Origin of the sequence: Streptomyces sp. NPDC046465, assembly GCF_040646035.1 — a bacterium.
Classification (GTDB): domain Bacteria; phylum Actinomycetota; class Actinomycetes; order Streptomycetales; family Streptomycetaceae; genus Streptomyces.
Genome location: NZ_JBEYZK010000039.1, coordinates 21,351 through 41,439, shown reverse-complemented (window position 1 = coordinate 41,439; position 20,089 = coordinate 21,351). Strand labels below are relative to the sequence as shown.

Genomic DNA, 20,089 nt, shown 5'->3' with positions numbered 1-20,089 from the left:
CCGTGCGCGGGCGGCGCCGCCTACTCCCCGGCCCTGACCGACTTCGTGTTCATGGTCCGCGAGACCTCGCAGATGTTCATCACCGGGCCCGACGTCGTCAAGGCCGTCACCGGCGAGGAGATCACCCAGAACGGGCTCGGCGGCGCCGACACCCACGCCTCGGCCTCCGGGGTGTGCCACTTCGCCTACGACGACGAGGAGACCTGCATCGGCGAGGTCCGCTACCTGCTGTCCATGCTGCCCTCCAACAACCGCGAACTGCCCCCGCGCGTCCGCGGCGAGGATTCCACCGACCGGCTGTGCCCGGCCCTGCTGGACGTGGTGCCGGCCGACGGCAACCGCTCGTACAACATCCGCGAGGTGATCGAGGAGATCGTCGACGACGGCGAGTACCTGGAGGTGCACGCCGCCTGGGCGCCCAACCTGGTGTGCGCGCTGGCCCGCCTCGACGGCGCCACGGTGGGCATCCTGGCCAACCAGCCCGCCGCCATGGCCGGGGTGCTGGACATCCGGGCCAGCGAGAAGGGCGCCCGCTTCGTGCAGTTCTGCGACGCGTTCAACATTCCGCTGGTCACCCTCGTGGACGTGCCCGGCTTCCTGCCCGGCGTCGACCAGGAGCACGAGGGCATCATCCGGCGCGGCGCGAAGCTCCTGTACGCGTACTGCAACGCCACCGTGCCGCGGATCTCGGTGGTGCTGCGCAAGGCCTACGGCGGCGCCTACATCGTCATGGACTCCCGTTCCATCGGCGCCGACATCGCCCTGGCCTGGCCCACCAACGAGATCGCCGTGATGGGCGCCGAGGGCGCCGCCAACGTCGTCTTCCGCCGCGAGATCAACGCGGCCGACGATCCCGAGGCGATGCGCGCGCAGAAGATCGAGGAGTACAGGCGCGAGCTCGTCCACCCCTACTACGCCGCCGAACGCGGCCTGGTCGACGACGTCATCGACCCCACCGGCACCCGCGCGGCCCTGATCAGCGCCCTGTCCATGCTCGAGGCCAAGGACGCGGGCCTGCCCCGCCGCAAGCACGGCAACCCGCCGCAGTAGCCGCAGCAGCGGACGCGACACAGGTGAGGACAACACAGGTGAGGACAAGGCAGTGAGGACAAGGCAGTGACATCGATCCTGAACGCCACACCCGGCCCCAGTGACGCACCCGCACCGCTGGTGCGCGTCGAGCGGGGCGATCCCACCCCCGAGGAGCTCGCCGCGCTGATCGCGGTGCTGCAGCTGCGCCTGGCCGCGCAGGAGGAGGAGCGGGCGCAGGCGCGGTGGGCCCCGGCCCGCTGGTACCGGGCCCAGCCCACCGCCTTCGAGCCGCGCGCCTGGCGCAGCAGCGCCTTCCGGCGGGCCGCCTGAGTATTCCCCCTTCCCACCCCCTGGAGCACCGGGGCACCCCCCTGTCCGGCGTTCACGGGCCTCGCGCCCGCCGGAGAAAGGACCGACCATGTCCCTGCTGGAGGACGACGCCACCGTGGCGGCGCTGCGCGATCAGCTGCGACTGCTCAACGACCGCCTGGAGGTGGCCCAGTTGTGTGACCGCTACGTCATGCACCTGGACAAGGACCGCTCCCACGACGCCTGGCTGGACTCGGTGTTCACCGACGACGTGCATCTGACCTTCCCCTTCGGCGAGTTCAGGGGCATCGAGGGGCTGGCGGGGTTCCAGGAGATGGCGCGCACGACGTTCGCCCGCACCCATCACCTGTGCGCCAACCACGTCGTGGAGGTGGAGGGGGACACCGCGCGGGTGCGCTCGCACCTGATGGCCGTGCACGTCACGGACGGGGACGAGCCGGCCGGGCACTTCGACATCGGCGGGCATCTGGAGGCGGAGACGGTGCGCACCGCGCGCGGCTGGCGCATCCGCCGCTTCGTGTTCGACCTGGTGTGGCAGTCCGGGCAGCCGCCGGTGGCCAAGACGGGCAGCTGACAGCGGAGCAAGGGCAGCGGTGGTGCGGCGGGGTGCCGCACCACCGGGGTGCCGGCCGGCCGGCCGGTGCCCGTACGCGGAAGGGTGAGTGAATGTCCACTACGGCACACGGCTACCCCACCCGCGCCCGCCTCCTGGACGCCGCGGAGCACCTGCTGCGCGAGCGGGGGCTGGCCGGGGCCACCACGAAGGCCATCGCCGCCGACGCGCAGTGCTCCGAGGCCGCCCTCTACAAGCACTTCACCGGCAAGGTGGACCTGCTCGGCGCGCTGCTGCGCGAGCGGCTGCCGGCGGCCGGGGCGCTGCTCTCCCAGCCGGTGCGCGAGGAGGACGCCGAGGCGTGCTGTGTGCGCCTGGTGCGCCAACTGGTCTGGTTCTACGAGCAGTCCATGCCGCTGATCGGCGCGCTGTTCGCCGACCACGCGCTGCTGGCCGGGCTGCGCCCGCTGCCCTATGGGACCGCCGCGGCCCCCGACGAGCTCCTCGAGGCGGTGGTGCGCCACCTGCGCGCGCTGCGTGAGCGCGGCGGTATCCGCGCGGAGGCGGACGTGGGGGCGGCGGCCGCGCTGCTGCTGGGGGTCTGCTTCCAGCGCGCCACGCTCACCCACGTGGCCCCGGAGGGCTGGCCGTGGTCCACCGAGGAGTTCACCGCCGCGGTGGGCCGGGCCGTCGCGGCCTCGCTGGCCGTGCGTCCCGGCCCGGCGCGCCAAAGCCGGCACGACACCGACGCCGATCACGCCGCACACGCCGCCCCTTGCAAGGAGTTGGAATGAAACACAGCCCCCTGGCCACCGTCTCGCGCTTCGCGAGCCTGATCTTCCTGGGGATCTTCACCGGGTTCCTCGTCGCCGTCCTGGTCCTGGAGACCTCGCTGCGCGACTACGACGGCACGGTGTACGCGCAGGTGCGCCAGGTCGAGCTGGACGCCCTGGACACCCTGGCCTCCGCCACCCTGATCCCGGCGATCCTCACCACCGTCCTGCTGATCGTCACGCTGCGCCGCTCCCGCGACCGGCAGCTGTGGCTGCCGGTGGCGGCGCTCGCCCTGATGCTGGTGGTCCTGGTGGTGACGCTGACCGTCAACCTGCCCATCAACGGTGACCAGAACGACTGGAACGTGGCGGCGCCGCCCTCGGACTGGGCCGACGTGCGCGACAAGTGGCAGGGCGCGCACGTGGTGCGGGTCGTCGCGGCCCTGGGCGCGTTCGCCCTGCTGATCGTCGCCGCCCTGACCCGCACGGCGGCCTCCGCGCTGCCCCGGCCCACCTCCCACCCCCTCTCCGCCGGCCGCCGGTAACCGGTCACCGGTCACCGGGCCGCAGTCCCTCCGCACCCCTTTTCCCGGGGAGCGGGGGGACTTTTGCGTGCCGTCCCAGCAGTCCCAGCAGTCCCAGCAGTCCCAGTAATCCGAGCAGTCCGGGTAACCGCATCGAAAGGACACCGCAGATGACCGCGTACGTGATAGCCGAAGCCCAGCTGACCGGCGACCCGCAGGAGGTGGCGGCCTACAGCGCGCAGCTGGTCTCCACCCTGGAGCCGCACGGCGGCCGCTACCTGGTGCGCGGGGCGCCCAGCCAGATCCTGGAGGGCGAGAGCCAGGCCTTCACCGGGGTGATCGAGTTCCCCTCCGCCGAGGCCGCCCGGCGCTGGTACGACTCGCCCGCCTACCGGGCGATCGCGCCGTTGCGGGTGCGCAACACCCGGGGCCGGATCCTCGTCTTCGACGGGGTGGCGGCCGAGCCGGATCCGGCCTGAGCCCGCGCTCCGCGCAAACGACGGGGGCGCGAAGACAGGCTCTCAGGCCGAGCGGGTGGGGCGGCGGGCGGCGAGGGCCCCCTGCAGGCGCCGGCGGTGCAGTTCGCCGGTGGCGGCGCGGGGCAGGCCGCCCATGAGTTCCAGGCGGGCGGGCAGGTGCGCGGGCGGCACGCCCTGGCCCAGGAGGTGATCGCGCAGTTCGAGCAGGGTGGGCGGGTCCCCGTCGGGGACCACGGCGGCGCAGGCCAGTTCGCCGTGCTGGGGGTCGGTGCAGGCCACCACGGCGGCCTCGGCGACCCGGGGGTGGGCCAGGAGGCGTTCCTCGATCTCGGTGACGGGGACGAGGAAGACGCCGCCGACCTCCTCGGTGCGAAGCCGCGGCTGGCCGCTCTCGTCCAGGTCCACCGGGTCGCCGGGGCAGGGGCGGCCCTGCGGCCCCCAGGTCGGGCTGAGCCGGCCGCTCTCGCGCCGCCACACCGCCGTCGGGGAGGACGGCCCGCGCGGGGTCCGCCGCTCCAGGCCCCCGGCGGCCGTCGTGGGGCGGGGCCGGGGCTGGGGCCGGGTGCGCAGCGGTGCGCCCAGGAGCTGGTGGACCTGCTGGGACAGGGCGGCGGGGGTGCCAGCGGGATCGGAGGTGAGGGCCAGGGCCAGCTGGGCCCGCGGGCGCGGGCGGCGGTGCTGGGCGGCGGCGAGCTCGGCCCACTGGGCGGGCGTGGCGTAGGCCTGGCGTACCCCGGCGGCGGCCATCAGGTCCAGGGCGGCCTCGGGGTCGAAGAGGTCCTGGAGCACGACGGTGGAGCCGCGGGTGAGCGGGCCGAGCACCGCGTGCAGCAGGGAGGGCAGGGTGGCCAGGGGCAGGGCGGAGAAGCCGGCGCCGGCCTGGTCGGGGGCCGGGGGCAGGCTCGCGTGCAGGGAGTTGGGGGTGTGCAGGGCCATGCTGTGGGCGGCGTGCAGGCCCAGCGAGGTGACGGCCAGGCAGATCCGGTCGGCCGGGTCGGGGGGCAGGGGCAGTCCCGCGGCGGGCCGGTGGCGTTCGTGGGGGGTGCGCAGGAAGTGCTGGGCGAAGTCGACGGCGCCGGGGTCCACCGTGTCGCCGAGCACGGCCCGGTGGCGCAGCCAGGGCAGGCCGGGGGCCAGGCCGGCGAGGATGCGGGCGGGGGCGACGCCCTCCCACCGGTCGGGCACGACGCACAGCCGGGGCTGGGCGGCGCCCAGGACGGCGGCCAGGTCGTGGGCGCCGTAGCCGGGCATGAGGGGGACGGCCACGGCGCCGATGCGCAGGCAGGCCAGGAACAGGGCGCAGGTCTCCCAGCGGTTGGGCAGCTGGAAGGCGACCGGGTCCGCGGGGCGGACGCCCAGGGCGTCCAGGGCGAGGGCGAACCGGTCGGTGCAGGCGGCGAGTTGGCCGTAGGTCAGGCGGGTGACGCGGCTGGGGGCGGGGCGGTGGGCGCGGTGGGAGACGATCGCGGTGCGGTGCGGGTGCCGGGCCGCGCCGCGGTAGAGGTCGTGCAGCACGGTCTCGGTGCGCCACCGGCCCTGCTGCTGGAAGAGGCGGGTGACCTCGGCGGGCGGGCGCAGGGCGCCGAGCTGGGGGGCGAGGGGGGCCGGGGGCTGCGGGGGGCGGCGGGCGCCGGGGGGCGGGGCGTGGGGGGTGCGGTGGGCGGCCGTCATCACTGCCTCCTGCCGACGGCCCAGGCGACCTGGACGCGTGAGTTGCAGCCCAGTTTGCGCATCACGTGGCGGACGTGGTTGACCACGGTCCATTCGGCGATGTCCAGCTGGTGGGCGATCTGGCGGTTGGTCATGCCGTCGGCGACCAGGAGGGCGACCTGCAGCTGGCGCGGGGTCAGGGCGCCGGCCTCGCCGCGCTCTTCGGCGCGGCCGGGTTCGGCGACGGCCAGGGCTTCGGCGGCCATCGCCTCCGGGCGCAGCCGCAGGCCTTCCGCCCAGGCGGTGGCGAAGACCGTGCGGCCCAGCTGGCGGCGGAGTTCGGCGGCGGCGTCCCGCAGCTGGTCGCGGTCCGCGCCGTCGGGGCCCGCCCCGGTGCGGGCGCGCAGGGACTGGGCGGCGGCGAGCAGGCGGGCGGCGCGCTGGGGCTGGCCCGCGGTGCGCAGCAGCAGCAGCGCGAAGGTGTCCAGGACGGCGGGCAGTTCGGTGCGTTCGTCGATCGACTCGTACAGGCCGATGCTCTCGCGCAGCGCGGCGCGGGCGCCGCTCTCGTCGCTCTCGTGCAGGCAGAGCCGGGCGGTGACGCACAGGGTGCGGGCCAGATCGCGGATGGCGCCGTTCTGGCGCTGGATGCGGTCGGCCCGCTCCAGCAGGGCGCGGGCCGGTGCGCTGTCGCCGTCGGCGAGCAGGACTTCGGCCAGGGCGGTGGCGGCCTCGGCGGATCCGGCGGTGTCGCCCTGCACGTTGAGGGTGGTGCGGGCGGCCGAGAGCAGGGACTGTCCCGCGGCGCGGTCGCCGCAGCGGAAGAGGGCGTAGCCGCGGCGGGCGGCGGCCAGGGCGCCGGCGCCGGGGTCGCGCAGCCGCTTGCAGGCCTCGACGGCGCGGCGGTGGCGGTGGGCGGCGCCGTCGTGGTCGCCCAGGGCCGCGGCCAGGAGGCCCGCGCCGGTGCTCAGGCGGGCGCGGGCCCGCAGCCGTTCCTCGTCCTCCTCGCCGTCCTCGCCCCGCAGGGCCCGTTCGGTGGAGTCGAACCAGCGCAGGCCTTCGGTGAGTTCGCCGCGGATGAGCCAGGGGCGGAGGCAGGCGGTGACCAGGGCGGCGCGCTCCAGCAGGGCGGTGGGGCGGGCGCGCTCGGGCCGTGCGCCGCGGTGGGGGCGTGCGCCGGGCGTGCGGTGCGGGCTCTGCGGGGCCGGGGCGTCGGTGAGGTGGTGCAGGGCGGCCAGCACGTTGGCGTGTTCGGCGGCCGCGGCGCGCAGCCAGCGCTGCTGCTCGGAGCCGTGGAAGCGGCCCTCCAGGGTGTGCAGCAGCTTCTGGTAGAAGCGGGCGTGGGCCTGGCGGGCCGCGGTGGCCTGGGCGGGTCCTGCCGCGTCCAGGAGGGCCAGGCCCCAGGCGCGCAGGGGGCGCGACATGGTCAGCCGGCTGTCGGTGCGCGGATTCTCCTGCAGGGTGAGCAGGTTGCGGTCCAGCAGGGCCTCCAGGGCCACGGCGGTCTGGGCCGCGCCCAGCGGCGAGACCTTCTCGGCGGTGGCCAGGGTCAGGCCGCCCTGGAAGAGGGCGAGGCGGGCGAGCAGCGCGCGCTGGTCCTGGCTCAGGCTGCGGCAGCTCCAGTCAGCGATGGCCAGGGTGGAGCGCTGGCGCGGCGGGACGTCGACGGGTCCGGGCAGGTGGCTGTCGCCGCCGCGCCGCAGCCAGGCCCGCAGTTCCTGCGGCGGGTACAGGCGCAGGCGGCGGGCGGCCAGTTCCAGGACGAGCGGGACGCCTTCGAGGAGGTTGCAGATGTCGACGACGGCCTCGACGTTCTCCGCGGTGAGCGCGAAGCGGGGGTTCGCCGCGTGGGCGCGGCAGATGAAGAGCCGCACCGCGGGGTTGTCCTGGACGTCGGCGACGTCGGGGTCCAGGAGCGGTCCCGGGACGGGCAGCGGGGGGACGGGCACGACCCGTTCGCCGTAGAGGCGCAGGACCTCCTGGCCGGTGGCCAGGACGGTGAGCGCGGGGGCGGCGGCGAGGTGGCCGGCGAGGGCGGGGGCCAGGTCGGCGGCGAGGTGTTCGACGCCGTCCAGCAGGAGCAGGGTGCGCCCGCGCGCGCCGCGTACGACCTCATCGATGTGGGTGAGGGCGCTCTCCAGGCCGGGGCCGGCGGGCAGGTCCAGGGGGTGGATGCCGCCGGGGAACAGGTCGGCGACGCTGCGGGCGGCCTCGGCGGCCAGCCGGCTCTTGCCCACGCCGCCGGTCCCGGTCAGGGTGATCAGGCGGGCGGTGGGGTCCTGGAGTCTGCCCTGGACGCCGACCAGGTCCAGTTCCCGGCCCACCAGTTCGGCCGTCGGCTGTGACGTCTGCAGATCCGTCGACATGTTCCCCCTCATGACTGAACGGCACCGCGCCGGGCCACGCTCCGGCCCCCCGCGGCGTGCGCCCGGAAGCTACGGACTGTGACTTAAGGCGCCCTGAAGCCGCCGCCCGCAGGTGGCCCGTGCGGTGCGCGGTTCCCTACGCATCCGGCGGCCCGGCCCCGTGCTCGGGGGCGGGCTCGGGGGCGGGCTCGCCCGCCCGCCGGGACCCGGGGCGCACCGCGGTGCCCGGCGGCTGCCCGCCCGGGTGCCGTGACTGTCCGTGGAGGGGGCGGGCGGCGGTGCGGCACGGGGCGAGGTGGGCGACGATGCCGGTGACCGTGGGGTGGTCCCAGACCAGGGTCGGGTCGACGATCAGGTTCTTCTCCTCCTCCAGATCGCCGCAGAGGCTGAGCGCCCACACCGAGTCCATGCCGTACTGGGCGAGCGGGGTGTCGTGGTCGATGGAGCTCTCCGGGCGGGCCAGATAGATCGCGAGTCGGGCGGTGAGCCACCCGCGCAGTTCGGTGGCGTACGCCGTCTGCCCGGAGATACGGGTCGTCATGGCCAGGCTCCTCGGACGGGCTGCCGGTCGGGGGTTCGGACAGAGTCGGCAGCGCGGCTAAAGCGGCACTTGTGGTGAGCGCGCGGGGGCGGCCGCGGGGGCCGGCGCGTGCCGGTCGCCTACGGGGTGCGCGGTGGCGGGGCGGCTCCGGCGGTCAGCGCTGTCCCACGCGCTGCCGGCCGATCCGGCGGGAGGCGCTGAGCAGCGGCACCGCGTAGGCCCGCATGCGGTCCTGATAGGTGGTCACCGCCTGCTCCAGGCAGGAGTTGCGGGTCAGGGCGGCGGATACCGCCTCGGTCAGCTCGCCCGCGTCGCGCAGTGCGGTGTTCGCGCCCATGGCAAGGACGGGGCTCATCGCGTGGATCGCGTCGCCCAGGAGGGTGAGGCCGGGGGCGGTCCACGCCCCGGCCGGAGCCGCGGTGGCGATACGCAGCGGGAAGAGTGAGGCGGTGTCCCAGTGCTCGAGCGCGCGGTGGAGGCCGGGGTGCCAGTCCGGCCCGATCAGGCCGGCGGCCACCCGGCGCAGGCCCGCCGGGCCGAGCCGGCGCGGCTCGGCGAACGGGGGCAGGCGCGGGTGGCCGGCCGGTGCGCCGACCATGCAGGCGAGGTAGTCGGCGACCGGTGACAGCCGCACCGGCGGCGCGGGCGCCGCCGGGCTCGCCCGGTCCGGCCGGTTCTGGAAGATCACCGGCCCGAGGCCCACATGGGCGTGCCCGGTCCGGTGGCAACGGTGGATATGGCCTCGCGCATCCACGCGGGCAGCGCGGTGTGCGGGGTCCACGGGATCCTGCCGTAGATCAGCCGCAGGCCCGTGTCCTGGACGCGGGCCCGCGGCAGCAGTTGGCGTCGTACGGCCGAGCCGACCCCGTCCGCTCCGATGAGGAGGTCGGCGGTGTCGCGGTGGCCGTCGGCGAAACGCACCGCGGTCCGGCCCCCGGGCTCTCGTCGGTAGGCGGTGAACTCCTTGTCGAAACGCACCGTGTCGGCCGGGCCGGTGAGCAGGATCTCCCGCAGGGTGGCCCGGTTGAACGGGTAGGCCTGGGTCTGCGGCGAGTGGCTCTGCGCCCTGCGGGCGTGCTCGGCGGCGGGGCGCAGCGCCTGGTCCACGACTCTGGGGGGCGGCAACGGGGTGCCGGCCGTGGCCAGGCACAGCCGGAACAGCTCCGCGGGCAGGCACTGCCGCAGGCCGCTCAGCCCCGGCGGGTCCAGCTGGATCCGGTATCCCTGGGGGCGGGCGTCCGCGGCGGGATCCCGCTCGTACACGGCGACGTCGGCGCCCAGTCGGCGCAGGCCGTGCGCGCAGGCCGGCCCGCTCAGCCCCGCCCCGATGATGACTGCACGAAAACTCAAACGGTCCACTGCCTTCGCTACGACAACGAAGGAGCACTGGATCCGCGAGGGATGTCACGCGCCGGGGCGCGTGCTGCCGGGAAACACCATTGCGGGGCAGGTTTTTCGTGCGTCCTGCTTACTTGAGCGGTTGAATATACCGGACCGGCCGGACCGGCCACGAGGCCGTGAACGGGCCGGCCCGCCCCACCCCGGGATGCCCCGGCGGGACCCCTGTCCGCGGCGGGGCCACCCCATCGATACGGGCCGGGCCGGGCCGGGTTGGGCCGGTCCCCGTAGGAGTAGGGGGGTGAGCCTCATGACGTCACGTCCTGCCCCCGCCCCGGCGTCCCTGTGGACCGCGCAGGTGGGGCTCGCGGACGACGGGGAGGGCGGGGCGGGCGGCCTGCGCTCGGTGCTGCGTGCCGCGCTCGGTGACGTGTGCGGGCCGTGTCCGGCGCTGGGGGACGGGGTGCCGGTGGTGCGGGCGGGGGCCCATGTCGTCGATCCGCCGTTCTACGGGGACGGCGACATCGGTCATGCCGCGGTGTGCGCCACCGTCAACGAGCTGGCGGCGGCCGGTGCGGTGCCGCTGGGTCTTTCGGTGTCGGCGGTCGTGGAGGCGGGGCTTGCGCTGGAGCGGGTGCGGCAGGTGGCCGGCTCCGTGCGGGCGGCGGCGCGGGCGGCCGGGGTGGTCGTCGTGGACGTCGACGCGCGGGTGGTGCGGGCGGGCGAGGCCGACCAGATCTATCTGCACACCGCGGGGATCGGCCTGGTCCGCTCCCCCGCGCCCGGGGCGGCGGCCCGGGCGGGCGACCGCCTGGTGGTCAGCGCCCGGCTCGGCGGGTTCGGCGCCCATGTCCTTTCGGTGCGGGACCGGTTGGGCCACGAGAGCGTGGTCTCGGGCGGGTGCGTGCCGCTGAGCGGGCTGCTCGGGCGGGTGCGGGAGGCGATGCCGGCGGGGGCGGTGCGCGCGGTGCGGTCGGTGGGCCGCGGCGGGCTCGCGGCCGTGCTGCGGTCGTACGCGCAGGAGACGGGCCTGGGGCTGCGGGTGCGGGAGGCGGCGCTGCCGGTGCAGTACGAGGCGCGGGTCGCCCTGGACATGCTGGGGGTCGATCCCCTGGACGCGGCGACCGCCGGCTGTGTGTGCGTGGTGGTGGCCGCCGACGCCGTCGACGCGCTGCTGGCCGTGTTGCGCGCCCATCCGTGCGGGCGTGAGGCCGCCGTGGTCGGTGAGGTGGCGGGGCCGGGGGCCGACCCGGTCCTCGTGGTGCCCGCCGACGGCCGGCCCGCGGCGCCGGCCGCCCGGCGGGAGGCGCCCGCCCGGCTGGCCTGAGCGGTGGGGCCGGGGGCGCGCGGCAGCCCGGCGGCCGGGCCGGGCCGGGCCGCGTGTTCCGGCCATCGCGCGCGGGCCGGCGGCCGCCGGTGGACGGCTGGGGTGCGGGCCGTTGACAGGGCGCGATGCCCGGCGGGGGGTGGGCCGCGGCCCGTCCGGGCGGGGCCCTGGGCCCGGCCCCGGGGGGCCGCTCGCGGGCCCGCGCCGGGAGCAGCGTCCACGGGTGTGCCAGGGGGTGCCGGCGCCGCCGTGCGGGCGCCGTGGGCGCGCCGCGGACGGAACGGTGCGGTGGGCCCGGCGCGGGCCGCGGGGCGGGGCGGGGGGCCGCGGTGAAGGCGCTGGTCATGCCGGACGCGGTGCGGTATCCGTTATTCCGCGGCCCGACCGGAACGGCACGCTATCCGGAATGCTTTCCGCCGGACCCGTACGGGAAATCCCGGCAACTGCCCGCTATCGGGGTCCGGGCACCACAAGCGGACGTCAATTGATCACCCCGCCGCGGCGAATATCCGAGAAGAACACGCTATTCCGGCGGGCGGATTACCGGCCCGTCCGGCAAGGCCCCCACCCCGCCACGCATTCGCGCCGGACCCCCGCAGCACGCACTTGAGAACCACTGGATTCTGGCTCGATTCGTTCTGGCGCGGGCCGCGGAAAGGGAAAAGGCGCAGGGCCGCACCCCGGGGCAGCGCCCGCGGGCCCGCGGGCGGGCGCCCGGGCGGGCGCCTCCCGCCGGGGGCGGGAGCCGGAGGGGGCGAATCCGCAAAGAGGCAGGCCACCGGGGATCCCGGTGGCCTGCCCATTCAACTTTCCGTCACATCGGCCCGGGTCATCCCCAGCCGTCGTCCTCGGGCCCGGAGCGGTGCGGCGTCTCCCGCGACGCCGCCACGGTGAGGGCGCCGCCGGACGCACGGCCGGCCCCCGCCGCCGGCGCCCCCAATACGCCGGTGGCAACGAGCGTCCCAACAACCTCTCTCCGCATGCCGGAAATCCTCATCACTATCCCCCAGTCGGTGTTGAGTTGTTCGCCGCCAGTCTGCCCACTCCGGCTAATCTCGGCTAAGAGTCGGCCAGTGGCGTAAAGTTGCATGGCAACTAATTCTCTTTCCGTCGGGGGCGGTTGCAGCGATGTCTGAAAGTTCCCCAACTGACCCATCTGACCCCTGTTTTCATGAATTGGATGAACAGGCCATCGCGGCCTACCGCGCCGCGGTCCGGGCGGGCAAGTACGCACCCCAGGCCATCGCCGCCACCCTCGGGCTGAGCCCGCAGGAGGCGGCGCGCATCGCCCGTACGCTGCTGGACCTGCGGCTGCTGCACCCCGTGCCCGGGGACCGGGACACCCTGGCACCGGCGAGCCCGGACTCCGCGGCCGCGGACCTGGTCGGCCCCGCCGAACAGCGGATCAGGGAGCTGCAGCAGTCGGTCTCCAGCACGCGCAACAGCCTGCTGTCGCTGCTGCCGGTGTACTTCGAAAGCCGTAGAAGCCGCAATCGCATGGAGGCCTTCGACGTCATCACCAACATCAGCGTCCTGGAAGTCATGATCGAGGACTACGGGGCGCGCTGCCAGGCGCAGGCGCTGACCGTCCAGCCCGGCGGCCCCCGCCCCCCGCACCTGCTGCAGGGCGCCCGCCGGCGCACCCTGGAGCGCCTGGCCCGCGGCATCCGCGTCGAGCACCTCTACCAGCACACCGTGCGCAACGACCCCGCCTCCACGGCCTACATACGCGAGGTGACCGCGGCCGGCGCGGAGGTGCGCACCACCGACCAGCTGATCGACCGGATGATCATCTACGACCGGGAGATCGTGTTCCTGCCCGAGCAGGGCGAGCTGGACCGCCGCCCGGGCGCCATCGTCGTCCGCGAGCCGACCCTGGTGGCCTTCCTGTGCAAGCTCTACGACCAGCAGTGGGCCCAGGGCACCGTCTTCGAGCCGGACGCGGAGGACAGCACCGCGATCACCGACGACGTGCAGCGCTCCATCATCAAGCTGATGGCGCAGGGCTACAAGGACGAGATGGTCGCCCGCCGCCTCGGCATGTCCGTGCGCACCTGCCGGCGCCACATCGCCGAGATCATGGAGGACCTGGACGCCACCAGCCGCTTCCAGGCCGGGGTGAACGTCGCCCTGTCGGGGGCGCTGGACGAGGCCGTCGGCCGGGCGCCCCGGGGCGAGGCGCAGCGGGCCGCGGCGGCTCCGGGGGACGGGGAGACTTGATGCCGTACAGCTTGCTGCCAGCTGATCTTCCTGGCTCCGTCCGGCGCCCGGGGGCGAGGCTGTCGCCAGGGCACGGGCACCGCACGGGCCGGCCGGCGCGGCGCCGCGGGGCGCGAAGGGGGTGAGCGCGTGGGCGGCGACGAGGGTCTGCCGGTGGGCGCACCGGCGCCGCAGGGCGGCGGCATGCTGCGCCTGGTGCACCGGCCGCGGTCGTGGGAGCCGGTGGGCCCGGCCGGTCTTTCCGGCGGCGAGGCGGAGTTCGTCCTGACCGGCGAACTGCCGCACCCCCACCCGGGGTCCGGCGAGGGGCCGCGCTTTTACGATCTGCAGGCGAGCGCCGAGATGGTCCGGGAGATCGGCGAGTTCCTCGGCCAGAGCCACTTCGGGGTGCCGGCCAACCGCACCGGCATCTTCTACCGCTTCACCGTCGCCGCCCCCGACATCTCCGCCTGGCGGGCGCAGGGGGCCCGTGCGGCGCTGCTGACCACGCTGTTGCGGGTGCGCCCGGACAAGGTCATCGACGGGGTGCCGCGCGCCCTGGAGTTCCGTACCGAGCTGCGGATCGACGACGTGCCCTGCGGCGCGGGCACCGCCAACGTGGTGTTCCTGCCGCCCGCGGTCCACCGCAACCACCGGGTGCTCAGCCGGGCCGCGGTGCGGGCCGCGCCGGCCGGGGCGGCGGGCCCGCGGCAGGCGGTGGACCCCGCCGAGGTGGGGCGCACCGCGCCGGGCCACGTGCTGGTGCACGGGCCGTCCGGGCCCGCCCACGGCCGGCTTTCGGTGGGGGTGGCCGTCCCGCCCGGCTGGCCCCTGCCGCCGGTCACCGAGCACGGTCATGTGCCCGCGGCCCTGCAGTTGGAGGCGCTGCGCCAGACGGCGCTGCTGACGGTGGGGCGGGTGCACCGGTTCGCCGCCGAGCGCTGCGCCCTGTCCTCGCTGGAGGTGCACTTCCGCGGCTATGTGGAGCCCGGGGCGGCGCTGCGGTGCGCGGCGGTGGCCGGGGGGTGCGGCCGGGACGACGGGGGCCGCCGGCAGGCGCCGGTCACCCTGACGCTGGCGCAGGCGGGGCGGGCCGTCCTGGAGGCGGTCGCCACGGTCACCGAGGACTTCTGAGAGCTGGTCCTTGCCCCCCCCGTCCGTCCGCGGGCCGGGCGGGCTAGCCGGTGCCTGGACCCCCCGGCGGCCGCCCGGGGGGCGGTCCCTGCGGGTCGTCCAGGCGCAGGTCCAGGTCCAGGGTCAGGTGCGCGGGCGGCGGGGGCGGCGCGCTCAGGTCGTGGGTGAACCACTGCTCGCCGCGGGCGGCCGCCGCGGCGCTGGGCGGGCGCCGCGCGCGAAAGCCCAGGCCCGGATAGAGGGCGCGGGCCCGGCCGTTGGCGGCCGTGGCCCGGTAACAGGCGTGCACGGCGGGCAGGCCGCGGCGGGCCGCGGCGGCCAGGAGCGCCGCGACGATGCCTTCCTCGATGCCGCGGGCCAGGACCCGGCGGCTGAGCAGGAACGTCTCGAGGTGGAGTCCGTCGGCCGCCCGGCGGATGACGAGCGCGCCCACCAGGCGGTCGTCGCCGGACCGGTCGCGGACGCGCACGGCGAGCGTCTGGTGGGCGGACCCGGCGGCCAGCTCCGTCAGCCGGCGCCGGCTCAGCCGCCGGCCGGTGAGGTTGAACTGGTCGGTGTGCAGGGAGAGCCGGGCCAGGCGGGCGTAGTCGCGCGCGGGGGCGGTGGCCAGGGTGACGTGCACGGCGAGGTCGTGCGGGGGCTCCTCGTAGGAACATCTGCGCCGTTCGCCCGCGCGGTGCTCGGCGGCACGGCGCTCGGCGGCACGGCGCTCGGCGGCACGGCGCGGGGAGGCGCGCCGCGCGCTCTCACCCGGGCGGCGGGCGGGCTGCTCCCACTCGCTCTTCGCCGGTGACGGTGGCAGTGGCAGTGGCGGTGGCGAAGCGGTGAACCAGCTGTCCTGCAGCAGTCGTTCGGCGTGCAGCGCCGGGTCGCCGCCCAGCGGCAGGACGGTGACGCCGGGCAGGGCGCGCCCCCTCTCGCCGGGGCCGGCCAGGACCAGGTCGCCGACGCCGAGGCCCAGCCGCTCGGCGATCCCCCGCACCCCGGCGGAGCCGTCCTCGCGCGGCGCCGGGTGCGGGCGGGCGGGCAGCCCGTCGCCCGCCGGCGCAGGACCGTCCTGGCCGCTGCCGGTGGTGGTGGCCAGGAGGACGCCCTGGGCGGCCAGTTGGCGCAGCACCGCCTGCAGCTCGGCCCGGGAGGCGGCCTTGCGCGGTCCGTGGCCCGCGCCGCCGCCGGGCCCCCCGCTCCCCGGGGGATCGTCGAGGTCCAGGACCAGGCACTTCTTGGTCAGGCCGCGGCGCGCGCGCAGCAGGTGGCCGGCCTCGCGGGCATAGGCGGCCAGCAGCGCGTCGGTGAAGGGCGCGGCGCGGGCGTCCCGGGCCGCGCCCGTCTCGGCGATGAGCGGGTCCAGGTCCACGGCGGTGACCTGGGGGCAGGCGGCGGCAAGGCGCAGCAGTCCGGCGTTGAAGTCGCGCCAGATCGCCGACAGTTGGGTGCGCCGGGTCTCGTCGAGGAGCTGGTGGGTGTGGCGGCGCAGCAGGGGCAGGGTGTTCAGGACCAGGGTGCCGGGCTCGCGCTCCGCGTGGGCGGCGGCCAGCGCCTGCAGCCGGGCGGCCAGCCGGGTGCAGGCCAGCTCGGCGTCGGTGACGTCCCAGGGTGCAGCCAGCTCGTCGAAGACGGCGCCCGCGTCCAGCAGACACAGCGTCAGATCGGGGCGGGCGTGGGCCAGTTGGCTGCCGGGGTCGCTCAGGTCGCGCCAGTGGGCGCCGCGCTCGCCGGTGACCAGGCGCAGCAGGATGCCGTGCCGGGCGAGTTCGGCGGTGAGCGGGGGGGTGAGCCGGGCCGTGGCGGCGGGTCCGGTGAGCGCGATCGTGGCCAGGGGGGCGGCCGGGTGCCGGGCGAGGACCTCGGCCGGGTCCACGGCCGCCAGGATCCCTCCGCAGGCCAGCAGTTCTTCCAGGCCCCCGGCACGGTCGCGGCCCGCGGCGTCGTCGGCCTCGGCGAGCAACGACGCCACCGCGGGCCAGTCGGCGGCCAGCCGCCCTTCCTGGTGCAGGGCGCGCAGCCGTTGCGCGGGCGAGGGCCGCGGCGGTGTGTTCATGGACCGGTGTCTCCTTCGGTGATCTCCCCGCACCCCGGCCACGGGGGCGCCGTCGGTACGGGGGCCGTGGCGGGCGGGGCGAGGGGGGCGGGCGGCGCCACGGGCGGGGCGAGGGCGACGTACGACACGAGAGAGGCGAGCCGCACCACAGGCAGGACGAGGGCGACGTACGACACGAGAGAGGCGAGCCGCACCACAGGCAGGACGAGGGCGACGTACGACACGAGAGAGGCGAGCCGCACCACAGGCGGGGCGAGGGCGACGTACGACACGAGAGAGGCGAGCCGCACCACAGGCGGGGCGAGGGCGACGTACGACACGAGAGAGGCGAGCCGCACCACGGGCGGGGCCGGGTGTCGGCCGCCGTGCCCGGGTGCGGCGGCCGGTGTTCGCCGAAGGCGTTTCTCCGGCGCGGGTGCGGGGTGCCGAGGGGGGTGCGGTGCTCGTGGCGTGCCGTCTGACCGCGGTGGCCGCGGTACGGCGCCGGGCGCACCTGGACCCGGGCCGAGATGCGCGCCGCACGGGCCGGGTAGCGGGCCGGGGCGCCGTGTTCGCGGCGCGGCGCCGGGCCCGCCAGGACGCAGACCGAGATGCGCGCCGCACGGGCCGGGTAGCGGGCCGGGGCGTGGTGCGCGCGGTGCGGCGCCGCACCGCGGTGCTCGCGGCGCGAAGCCGGGCCCACCGGGCTGCGGGCCGGGGCGTGGTGCGCGCGGCGCGGCGCCCGGCGCCGGGGTCCGCCCCGTGCCGTGCCGCGCCCGCGAGCGGAGGGCCGGCGCGGCGGCTTGGCTGGTCAGCATCGGCTCCCTCGGGGCGCGGTGGGACGACGGCGCCGGCAGGAGGCATACGGTGCCGACGCTCGCACCCTGCCCAGTACGGCTAAAGCGCGGCTTGTGGTGGTTCTGTGTGTGCGCTGTGCCGCCCCGGCCCGCGCGGGGGCCGTCCGGGGCAGGGGGCCGGGCCGGGGCGGGCAGGGGCGGCGGCGTCCGATGTCAGGGGGTGCGGTCCGCCTAGCGTGGGTCCTCGCCGTACGCCCGGGGGCCGGGGGCGCGTGCCGCCGGGCCGGGCGTCCTGCGCGGAGCCGAGGGGCGGGGGCCGGATGCGATTTCGGGTGCTGGGACCACTGGAGGTGCGCGCCGCGGCCGACGGGCCGCAGGTGACGCCGCGCGCGGCCAAGCTCCGCAGCGTGCTGGCGACCCTGCTCGTACGGTCCAACGAGGTGGTCTCGGTGGACACGCTCGTCGATGAGCTGTGGGGCGAGGACCCGCCGCGCACCGCGATGACCACCCTGCAGGTCTACATCTCGCAGCTGCGCAAGCTGCTGCTGCGCGTGGCGCCGGAGTTCGGCCGGCAGGCGCTGCTGACCCGCGCCCCGGGCTATCTGCTGCAGGTGGCGCCCGACCAGCTGGACCTGGTCGTCTTTGAGGAGCTGCACGAGCGCGGGCGCGAGGCGCTGGACCGGGGCGAGCACGCGGCCGCCGCCGAGCTGCAGCGCCGGGCGCTGGCGCTGTGGCGCGGCCCGCTGCTGCCCGACACCGCCCACGGCCAGCTGCTGGCCACCGTGGCCGTGCGCCTGGGCGAGGTGCGCATCGCCGCGCTGGAACAGCGGATGCGGGCGGAGCTGCAGCTGGGCCACCACAAGGAACTGGTGGGGGAACTGCAGGCGCTGGCCGCGGAGTTGCCGCTGCACGAGGAGTTCCACGCGCACCTCATGGTGGCCCTGTACCGGGCCGGGCGGCAGGCGGAGGCACTGCGCGCGTTCAGCTCCCTGCGCCGCACCCTGGTCCAGGAGCTGGCCATCGAGCCCGGGCTGCGGCTGCAGCGCCTGCAGCACCGCATCCTGACCGGCGACCGGAGCCTGCTGCGCCCGGGCGCCCCGGGCCGCTCCGGCACCGCGGCGGGCCCGGACCGGGCCACGGCCGGCGCGGCCGGCCGTTCGCCGGCCGCGGCGGCCGCGGGCGTCGAGCACCTGCCCGCCGCCGATGCCCGCTTCACCGGCCGGGCGGCGGAGCTGGCGCGGATCGCCGCGTGGCTGGGCCGGACCGGCGGCGGCTGCCTGCAGATCACCGGGCCCGCCGGTGCGGGCAAGACCGCGCTGGCCGTCGCCGCCGCCCACCGGGCCGCCGCGGCCTTCCCCGACGGGCGGGTGCTGGTGGGGCTGCGCGGCGGCGACGGGCGGCCGCTGGATCCCACCCAGGTCCTCATCCAGCTCCTGAGCGCCCTGGGCGCGCCCGGCCCCGCGCCCCGCTCGGCCGGGGAAGTGCGCGCGCACCTGCGGGAGCTGACGCAGGGCCGGCGGATGCTGCTGGTCCTGGACGACGCCGCCGACGCCGCCCAGCTGCGGGCGCTGCTGCCGCTCCTTGGCCCGTGCGCGGTCCTGGTCACCGGCCGGCCCGCCCTGGAGGGCCTGGAGGGCCCCGCCCTGGCGCTGGACGCGCTCGCCCCGCAGGACGCCCGCCGGCTGCTGGCCGCCGCCCGCCCTCCCGGCGACGGCCAGGACCCCGGGCGGCCCGCGCGGGCCGGTGACGGGCCCGATGACGGGCCCGACGAGGGGGCCGACGAGGGGGCCGACGAGGGGGCCGGGGCCGGGGCGGACGAACTGGCCGAGCTGTGCGGCCGCTTCCCCGGCCCGCTGCGCGCCCTGGCCGCCCACCTCGCCGCACACCCCCACCGCTCCCCCGCCCAGCTGGCCGCCCTGCTGCGCCCGGAGGCCACCCGCCTGCGGGAACTGCGGGCGCTGGACGAGGCCTGCCACCGGCAGCTGAGCGGGCTCTACGACGCGGCGCCCGAGGCCGACCTGCGCGCGGCCCGCCTGCTGAGCCTGCTGCCCGCCGGGCCCGTCACCGGCGAGGAGGCCGCCACCGCCCTGGGCGTCCGGCCCGAGGCCGCCGCGCACACCCTGAACTCCCTGGTGGCCGCAGGCCTGTTGGGGCCCTGCCCGGACGGGGCCGGCCACCGCTTCCCCGTCCTGGTCCGGCTGCTCGCCGCCGAGCGGCGCACCGCCGAGGGGCCGACCGCGGCCGTGCGCGCGGCGCTGGCCCGCCTGTGCGCCGCCGCCGGCCGGTCCCTGGCCGCGCAGCACACCGGCCGCGGCGCGCACCTGCCCCCGCTGGACTGGTTCGCCCGCCGCCAGGACGCGCTGGTCACCCTGGCCGGCCAGGCCCACGCGGCAGGCCTGTGGGCCCAGACCCTGCAGCTGGCCGACGCCATGACCCCCTTTCTGGAGATCTCGGCCGCCTGGGAGGCCTGGCAGCACACCCACACCCTGGCCCTGGACGCCGCCGGACGCCTCGGCGAGCGCACGGCGACGGTACGGATGCTGCGCTCGCTCGGCGATCTGGCCTGGCAGCGCCACCGCCCGGCGGCCGCCCACGACTTCTACCGGCGCGCCCTGCGGGCCGCGGAGAGCGGCGCGGGCGCCCCCGAACGCGGGCGCGTCCTGGCGGGCCTGGCCGACCTGCACCTGGAGGCGGGCGCCCCGGGCGCCGCCGCCCGCCTGGTCCTGCCCACCCTGCGAGAAGCCCCCGAGGACGTCCGCGGCTGCTACGAGGCCCGCCGCATCCTGGCCCTGCACGCGCTGCGGACCACCGGCAGCGCCGCGGCCCGCCCCCACTTCCAGCAGTGCCTGACGCTCGCGGGCGTCCTGGGCAACCGCCACCTGGAGGCCTACGCCCGGCGCTGGCTGGACCGGCTGCGCGAGGACGGCACCGGCCACCCCGCCTGGGCCGAGATCCGCCCGGGCATCTGGTGCGGGCGCACCGCACCCCGCACCGCTCCGGCGGCCGCCGGAGCGTGAACGGGCGGG

General features: G+C 76.8%; 17 protein-coding genes. 10 read left to right on the top strand and 7 right to left on the bottom strand.

Annotation, left to right across the window (positions count from 1 at the left end; all coding sequences use genetic code 11):
* The 6 genes from ABZ953_RS37095 to ABZ953_RS37070 all read left to right on the top strand — a co-directional run.
* Nucleotides 1–1,050, top strand: a 1,050-nt coding sequence (locus ABZ953_RS37095) for a carboxyl transferase domain-containing protein (protein ID WP_361733529.1), incomplete at its 5' end; no start/stop codon positions are given.
* 66 nt (nt 1,051–1,116) lie between these two features.
* On the top strand, nt 1,117–1,362 hold the full coding sequence (locus ABZ953_RS37090) for an acyl-CoA carboxylase subunit epsilon (RefSeq protein ID WP_361733527.1): 246 nt from the start codon (nt 1,117–1,119) through the stop codon (nt 1,360–1,362).
* Between the two features lie 88 nt (nt 1,363–1,450).
* Complete coding sequence (locus tag ABZ953_RS37085) at nt 1,451–1,936, top strand: nuclear transport factor 2 family protein (RefSeq protein ID WP_361733525.1); 486 nt, start codon at nt 1,451–1,453, stop codon at nt 1,934–1,936.
* Nucleotides 1,937–2,028: 92 nt separating this feature from the next.
* Entirely contained in the window at nt 2,029–2,709 is a 681-nt protein-coding gene (locus ABZ953_RS37080; RefSeq protein ID WP_361733523.1) for a TetR/AcrR family transcriptional regulator, read from the top strand.
* A complete protein-coding gene (locus ABZ953_RS37075; protein ID WP_361733521.1) occupies nt 2,706–3,233 on the top strand; it encodes an anthrone oxygenase family protein in 528 nt (175 codons plus the stop codon). The genes ABZ953_RS37080 and ABZ953_RS37075 overlap by 4 nt, the downstream gene beginning before the upstream one ends.
* Before the next feature lie 149 nt (nt 3,234–3,382).
* The gene (locus ABZ953_RS37070; protein WP_361733519.1) at nt 3,383–3,691 is read left to right on the top strand and encodes a DUF1330 domain-containing protein; all 309 of its coding nucleotides are present in this window, start codon (nt 3,383–3,385) and stop codon (nt 3,689–3,691) included.
* 42 nt (nt 3,692–3,733) lie between these two features.
* On the opposite strand, the gene ABZ953_RS37065 is transcribed toward ABZ953_RS37070, so the two are convergent.
* From ABZ953_RS37065 to ABZ953_RS37045, 5 genes are all read right to left on the bottom strand, one after another.
* Nucleotides 3,734–5,362: an AMP-binding protein gene (locus ABZ953_RS37065; RefSeq protein WP_361733517.1), complete on the bottom strand. Its 1,629-nt coding sequence runs from the start codon at nt 5,360–5,362 to the stop codon at nt 3,734–3,736.
* Nucleotides 5,362–7,707, bottom strand: a complete 2,346-nt coding sequence (locus ABZ953_RS37060; protein WP_361733515.1) for a LuxR C-terminal-related transcriptional regulator — start codon at nt 7,705–7,707, stop codon at nt 5,362–5,364. Before ABZ953_RS37060 ends, ABZ953_RS37065 begins: the two co-directional genes overlap by 1 nt.
* Before the next feature lie 136 nt (nt 7,708–7,843).
* Nucleotides 7,844–8,248: a phosphopantetheine-binding protein gene (locus ABZ953_RS37055; protein WP_361733514.1), complete on the bottom strand. Its 405-nt coding sequence runs from the start codon at nt 8,246–8,248 to the stop codon at nt 7,844–7,846.
* A gap of 154 nt (nt 8,249–8,402) precedes the next feature.
* Nucleotides 8,403–8,936, bottom strand: a complete 534-nt coding sequence (locus ABZ953_RS37050; RefSeq protein WP_361733512.1) for an FAD-dependent monooxygenase — start codon at nt 8,934–8,936, stop codon at nt 8,403–8,405.
* Nucleotides 8,933–9,598 carry an NAD(P)-binding protein gene (locus ABZ953_RS37045; RefSeq protein WP_361733510.1) on the bottom strand — a complete coding sequence of 222 codons (666 nt, stop codon included), beginning with the start codon at nt 9,596–9,598 and terminating at the stop codon, nt 8,933–8,935. Before ABZ953_RS37045 ends, ABZ953_RS37050 begins: the two co-directional genes overlap by 4 nt.
* 298 nt (nt 9,599–9,896) lie before the next feature.
* Between ABZ953_RS37045 and ABZ953_RS37040 the strand changes: the two genes are divergently transcribed.
* The 3 genes from ABZ953_RS37040 to ABZ953_RS37030 all read left to right on the top strand — a co-directional run bounded on the left by ABZ953_RS37040 (nt 9,897) and on the right by ABZ953_RS37030 (nt 14,246).
* Nucleotides 9,897–10,913, top strand: coding sequence for an AIR synthase-related protein (locus tag ABZ953_RS37040; RefSeq protein ID WP_361733508.1), 1,017 nt, complete (start codon nt 9,897–9,899; stop codon nt 10,911–10,913).
* Nucleotides 10,914–12,089: 1,176 nt separating this feature from the next.
* A complete protein-coding gene (locus tag ABZ953_RS37035) occupies nt 12,090–13,133 on the top strand; it encodes a helix-turn-helix transcriptional regulator (protein WP_361733506.1) in 1,044 nt (347 codons plus the stop codon).
* Nucleotides 13,134–13,262: 129 nt separating this feature from the next.
* Nucleotides 13,263–14,246 (top strand): AfsA-related hotdog domain-containing protein, encoded by a 984-nt coding sequence (locus tag ABZ953_RS37030; protein ID WP_361733504.1) that lies wholly within the window; start codon nt 13,263–13,265, stop codon nt 14,244–14,246.
* Between the two features lie 43 nt (nt 14,247–14,289).
* On the opposite strand, the gene ABZ953_RS37025 is transcribed toward ABZ953_RS37030, so the two are convergent.
* Nucleotides 14,290–16,287, bottom strand: coding sequence for a methoxymalonyl-ACP biosynthesis protein FkbH (locus ABZ953_RS37025; RefSeq protein WP_361733502.1), 1,998 nt, complete (start codon nt 16,285–16,287; stop codon nt 14,290–14,292).
* On the bottom strand, nt 16,284–16,625 hold the full coding sequence (locus ABZ953_RS37020; RefSeq protein WP_361733501.1) for a hypothetical protein: 342 nt from the start codon (nt 16,623–16,625) through the stop codon (nt 16,284–16,286). The genes ABZ953_RS37025 and ABZ953_RS37020 overlap by 4 nt, the downstream gene beginning before the upstream one ends.
* Before the next feature lie 758 nt (nt 16,626–17,383).
* Here ABZ953_RS37020 and ABZ953_RS37015 point away from each other — a divergent pair.
* A complete protein-coding gene (locus ABZ953_RS37015) occupies nt 17,384–20,080 on the top strand; it encodes an AfsR/SARP family transcriptional regulator (RefSeq protein WP_361733499.1) in 2,697 nt (898 codons plus the stop codon).
* The last annotated feature ends 9 nt before the right edge of the window (nt 20,081–20,089 follow it).